Raw genomic sequence first — 5,370 nt, forward strand, 5'->3', positions numbered from 1 at the left:
GGCGTTGGCCTCGACCCGGTAGGTCGAGCCCGGCGCGAAGGCGGCGTTGCCGGTGACGGTCAGCGTGCCGATCGAGTTGCCGGGCGACACGGTGCCGCCCGGCAGCGCGCGGATCCCGCCCACGATGCCCGTGCCGCCGAGATCCGCACCGTGCCAGACCGTTACGGTCGAATTGGCGAGGGAGCCGTTCACCGCGAGACGCCCGGCCTGAACCGTGGTGGCGCCGCTCAGCGTGCTGAGGCCGGTGAGCGTCAGGGTCCCCACATTGGTCTTGGTCAGGGTGCCGGAACCCGAGATGGCGTTGGCCAGGGTTCCGTCGGTGGATTGATCGATGACGAGCGCCGCGTTGTCGACGATCGCGCCCCCGCCGAAGGCGCCGGCATGGCCGATCAGCGTCCCGCCGCCGATCGTCGTGCCGCCCGCGTAGGTGTTGGCGCCGGTCAGCACCAGGGTGCCGCTGCCGAGCTTCTCGAGGCTGCCCGTACCGCCGATATCGTTGCGCCAGACATCGTAGGCCGAGAACCCACCCTTCTCCGCATCCAATGTGACGCTGACCGGACCGTTGAAGGCCCCGTAGCCGTCGGCGGCGGCGAACAGGTTGATGCGGTCGTAGCCCAGGCCGTTGTCGAGGAAGCCCCCGGAGGGCAACTCGGTGGTGGCGATCACCTCGCGCCGCTGCGCCGCCGTGAGGTAGGGGAAGCGCGTCGCGAGCAGCGCCTCGGCGCCGGTCGGGACCACCGGCGGCCGGTCCGTCAACCCGACCGACGGGAGGCCGTAGGTCAGGCGCGCCGTGTAGGCGGCCCTGTTGCGCGCGTAATCCGAGAAGCGGTCGGTGGCCGGATCGACGGCGCGGGCGCATCGCTCCAGCGGTCCGCCGCAGGCCTGGCTCAGGTAGCTCTGGGCCTGCGCGAAGGCCTCGCCGATGAGAGTCGCGTTGGCCGGGTCATTGAGTGCGCGGATGGCGAAATACGTCGCCAGCACGCGGCCGCCCATCACGTCGGTGGGCGAGTGCGTGCCCGCCTCGATGCGGTTGTCGCCGAGTTCGCTCGCGCGGGTCAGCAATTCCTGGAACCGCTGCGGGACCGCGTACGCTAACGCCATGGCCGAGAGGTAGGCGGCGTTGGTGTGGCCGCTCGGGAAACCGCCGTCACTGGCCGGGTTCGAGCCCTTCTCCGGCACCAGGGAGGCCGGGACGACCCAGCCGAGGCTCTGGCCGCTCAGGCTCTGCCGCCAGGGCCGCCAGTAGCTGTAGGCGTCCTTGGCGGGGCTGGTTGATGCGTTGTTCCGGAACGCGTTGACCAGCTGCACCACCTTCCCGAGGGGCGCGGTCGTCACGCCGGCGCCGGTGCCCTGATCGTTGTACTGGACGCGCGCCGTGCTCGCGTCGAAGGCCGGGATCGTGGTGGTCGCCCCCGATCCCGCCAGATAGGCCGGCGTCAGCGGCCCGAGGCCGTCGATGACGCTGTAGCTCTGGTTGCGGCGGTCGTCATAATAGGCTGCGATCTCCTGATCGCGGGTCCGCTCGCGCGCCCGGTCGGCGACGATCTGGATGTTGCGCAACAGGATGGGCGCCCCGAGGGCCGTGGCCTTTCCGGTGTCGTAGGTCCGGCCGGGGATCCAGAGCCGGCCGAAGCCCGACAGGATATCGACGCCGTTGCCGCGGGCCGTCTGGGCCTGCGCGCCCGAACCCAGGATCGCGACCATCATGGCGGCGGTCGAGACGCCGTGTCGGAATGTCATAGCTCACCCTCGAATCGCACGGCCGTTCGGCCTTCGGGGCAAGCGGGATACGCAAAATCACGCGTGCGATATCGTCATAATCACGTCATGTTTTTCGATGTGACCCTCTGTATTATCAAAGCAACACGGACCTATTTTACTAATTCATCGCCCACGACTCGCGCATCTAACTGCCAAAGGAGGAAATCTACACTGGCGTTCGGCCGACCTATGCTGGTCCGTCCGATTCGCATCGGGCCTGGAGCGGGTCCGTTCACGGCGCAGCTCCGGATCTTGGCCGGGCCATCATTGCGGCAGCTCGAACACGGTGAGCTGCCCGCCCGGTGCCGTGTATTGCGACAGGGCGGCGTAGCCCCCGACCGCGCCCGAGCCGTCAGCCGGGTCGGTCAGGCCGGCCGCCAGACCGATTCCCGCCCAGCCGCCGATCCCGGAGAGCACCGCCACGTATTGCTGCCCGTCATGCCGGTAGGTGGTGACGTTGCCTACGATCCCGGACGGCGTCTTGAACCGGTAGAGTTCGTGCCCGTCCCGGGCATCGACCGCCTTCAGATACCCCTCCAGCGTGCCGTAGAAGATCACGTTGCCCGCGGTGGCGAGCGCCCCCGACCAGACCGAGAAGGGCTCCGGGATCGACCACGCGATCCGCCCCTTCGCGCCGTCCCAGGCGATGAAGGCACCGGTCCGGTCGGTGCCCTCCGGCGGGTGCAGGGTCAGCGTCGCGCCGACATAGGGCTGGCCCGGCGTGTAGGTGACCCGGAACGCCTCGTAATCCATGCACATGTGGTTGGTCGGCACGTAGAACAGCCGGGTCAGCGGGGAGTAGGCCGCGGGCTGCTGGTTCTTGGCGCCGAGCGCCCCGGGGCAGATGTTTTTCGTGGTTTCGTCCTCGTCGGCCTCGCCGGGAGCATAGCGCTTGTCGATGACCGGGCGGCCGTAATCGGGCGCGGCCGGGTCCATGGGAATGCGGCTTGCCCAGTTCACGCTCGGATCGAATTTTTCGGCTACCAGCAGCTCACCCGTCGCCCGGTCCAGCGTGTAGCCGAAGCCGTTCCGGTCGAAATGGGTCAGCACCCGGCGCGGGCGCCCGCCGATCTCCTGCTCGGTGAGGATCATCTCGTTGACGCCGTCATAATCCCACTGGTCGTGGGGGGTCATCTGGTAGACCCAGCGGGCCATGCCGGTATCGGCGTCGCGGGCGATGATCGACATCGACCACCGGTTGTCGCCGGGGCGCTGGGCCGGGTTCCAGGTCGCGGGATTGCCGGTGCCGTAATAGACGAGGTTCAACGTCGGATCGTAGGAGAACCAGCCCCAGCTGCAGGCGCCGCCGGTCCGCCACTGGTCGCCCTCCCAGCTCTTGAGGGAGGAATCCTTGCCGATCGGGCGCCCGAGTTCGGTGGTCGTGTCCGGATCGACCAGCATGTCGGCATCCGGCCCGGTGGCGTAGGCGCGCCAGAGCCGTTTCCCGCTGGCCTGATCGTAGGCGGTGACGTGGCAGCGCGCCCCGTACTCGCCGCCGGCCAGCCCGACGATCAGCTTGCCGTGGACCGGCAGGACCGTGGCGGTGTTGGTTTCGCCGCGGGCCGGATCGCCGTTCTTCACCGACCACAGCACCCGGCCGGTCTCCGGATCGAGGGCCACCACGGTGGTGTCGGCCTGCTGCAGGAACAGCCGCCCCTCCGCGTAGGCGAGGCCGCGGGAGACCGTGTCGCAGCACATCACGGCGATCACGCCGGAATCCTGCCGGGGGGCGTAGCGCCACAGGATCCGGCCGTCGTGATCGAGGTCGAGGGCGTAGACGATGTTGGGGAAGGGCGTGTGCACATACATCACGTGCCCGACCACGATCGGCGCGCCCTCGTGCCCGCGCAGCACGCCGGTGGAGAAGGTCCAGGCGACCTTCAGGCGCGAGACGTTGCCGGCGTCGATCTGCGCGAGGTCGGAATAGCGGGTGTTGGCGTAGTCGAGGGTCTGAAGGACCGGCCCGTCGGCCGCCGATCCCGGGCCTGCCGAAAGCGCGGCCGCCAGCGCGGCCAAGATCCGAACGCGCACTTCCAAAACTCCTCGTCTGACGCATCGCGGTGGAAACCAGGACGGCTACAGCGCGCGCCCGGCGGAATCGCGGCACCATCGACCCCTTCGGCCCTCTCCGTGGCCCCTCCGCAGCCGCCCTCGGGGGAACGCGCGTCCGAAGTCGAAGCGGCGCGCATTGATCTGCCGCAATGAACATCTCCGCCCGCCGACCGATCGTCGTTCGCTGGCAAGAGCAGAACCGGCTTGTTGCCCGACAATCGGAATTTATCCGTCGATATATACGCGATCTTACGATCATTACTCGTGAAAAATCTCGGTCATCGATCGAAGGGGCGGTCAAATTATGGATATCAAGCTCAAGATCAGGAGCAAATTTATCCTCTCGGCGATCGCGGCCTGTCTTCTGGTGGTTGCGTTGGTTGCCAGCCAGTGGCTCAGTAACCGGACGATCGTGGAGGGCATCGGGGCCATCGGCCGCGAGCAGACGATCCTGAACGGCATCGTGGGTTCGCAATCCGCCCTGACCCAGATGCGGGCCGGCTACCGTGACCTCGTCGACACGGCGCCCGGCGCCGGGAACAGCGACGGACTCATCGCGACGATCGTCGCGAACGCCCAGGCGGGGGCCGCGGGCCTCGAGCAGCCGATCGCGATGGCGCTGATCCCGGACGTGCTGGAGCGCACGCGGGCGAATCTCCTGCGCTTTTCCGAGATCGTCCAAGCCAGTCGCAACGAAACGGTGGGCTCTGACGGGCAGAAGACGGCCCGCTCCACGCTCCGGGACATCACGATCGAGACCGATGCCATCATCCGCGAAGCGGTCGACAACGCCCGGCGCTTCACCCGAGAGGCGACCGAGAACGCGGTGGTCCAGGCCAACGCGGCGACGCGGCGCGGGCTCGTGATCGGAGCCGTCGCCCTCGCGGTGAGCCTCGGCACCGTGCTGTTCCTGACCCTCGACATCGCGCGTCCCGTCCGACGCATGGGCGAGGTACTCCTCCAGATCGCGGAGGGCCGGACCGACCTCGCGATTCCCTATACGGGGCGCTACGACGAGATCGGGGCCGCTGCCCGGTCCGCCCAGGTGTTCGAGGACAACCTGATCCGAACCCGGGCCCTCGAAGCGGAGGCCGCCCAGACCCGCGCCGAGGCCGAGCTGCGGCGCAAGACGGCCATGCGGGAGATCGCCGACGGGTTCGAGAGCCGGGTCGGCGGGATCATCCGGATCGTCTCGGATGCCGCCTCCGAACTCCAGGCCACCGCCCGGAGCATGACCGGCACGGCCGGCGAGACCGCCACCCAGTCCGCCGCCGTGGCCTCGGCCGCAGAGACCGCCTCGACCAACGTGCAGACCGTCGCCTCGGCGGCCGAGGAGCTCGGCACCTCCGTGCAGGAGATCGGGCGGCAGGTCGCCGGGGCGGCCGATCTGGCACGGGGTGCCGTGACAGAGGCGGACCAGACCAGCGGGTTCGTTCAGGCGCTCAGCGCGGCGGCGACCCGGATCGGCGACGTGGTGGTGCTGATCTCGAGCATCGCGTCGCAGACCAACCTGCTGGCGTTGAACGCCACCATCGAGGCGGCCCGGGCGGGCGAGGC

3 protein-coding genes are annotated in these 5,370 nt (G+C 68.8%); 1 reads left to right on the plus strand and 2 read right to left on the minus strand.

Features of this window, described 5'->3' with window-relative positions:
- Positions 1–1,740, minus strand: a 1,740-nt coding sequence (locus tag MKK88_RS00260; protein WP_243996567.1) for an autotransporter-associated beta strand repeat-containing protein, incomplete at its 3' end; no start/stop codon positions are given.
- A 285-nt stretch (positions 1,741–2,025) separates the two neighbouring features.
- A complete protein-coding gene (locus MKK88_RS00265) occupies positions 2,026–3,792 on the minus strand; it encodes a methanol/ethanol family PQQ-dependent dehydrogenase (RefSeq protein WP_409566597.1) in 1,767 nt (588 codons plus the stop codon).
- Positions 3,793–4,117: 325 nt separating this feature from the next.
- Here MKK88_RS00265 and MKK88_RS33665 point away from each other — a divergent pair.
- Positions 4,118–5,370: methyl-accepting chemotaxis protein (locus MKK88_RS33665; RefSeq protein WP_279601993.1), on the plus strand; the 1,253-nt coding region annotated here is incomplete at its 3' end.

Origin of the sequence: Methylobacterium sp. E-005, assembly GCF_022829725.1 — a bacterium.
Lineage (GTDB): Bacteria > Pseudomonadota > Alphaproteobacteria > Rhizobiales > Beijerinckiaceae > Methylobacterium.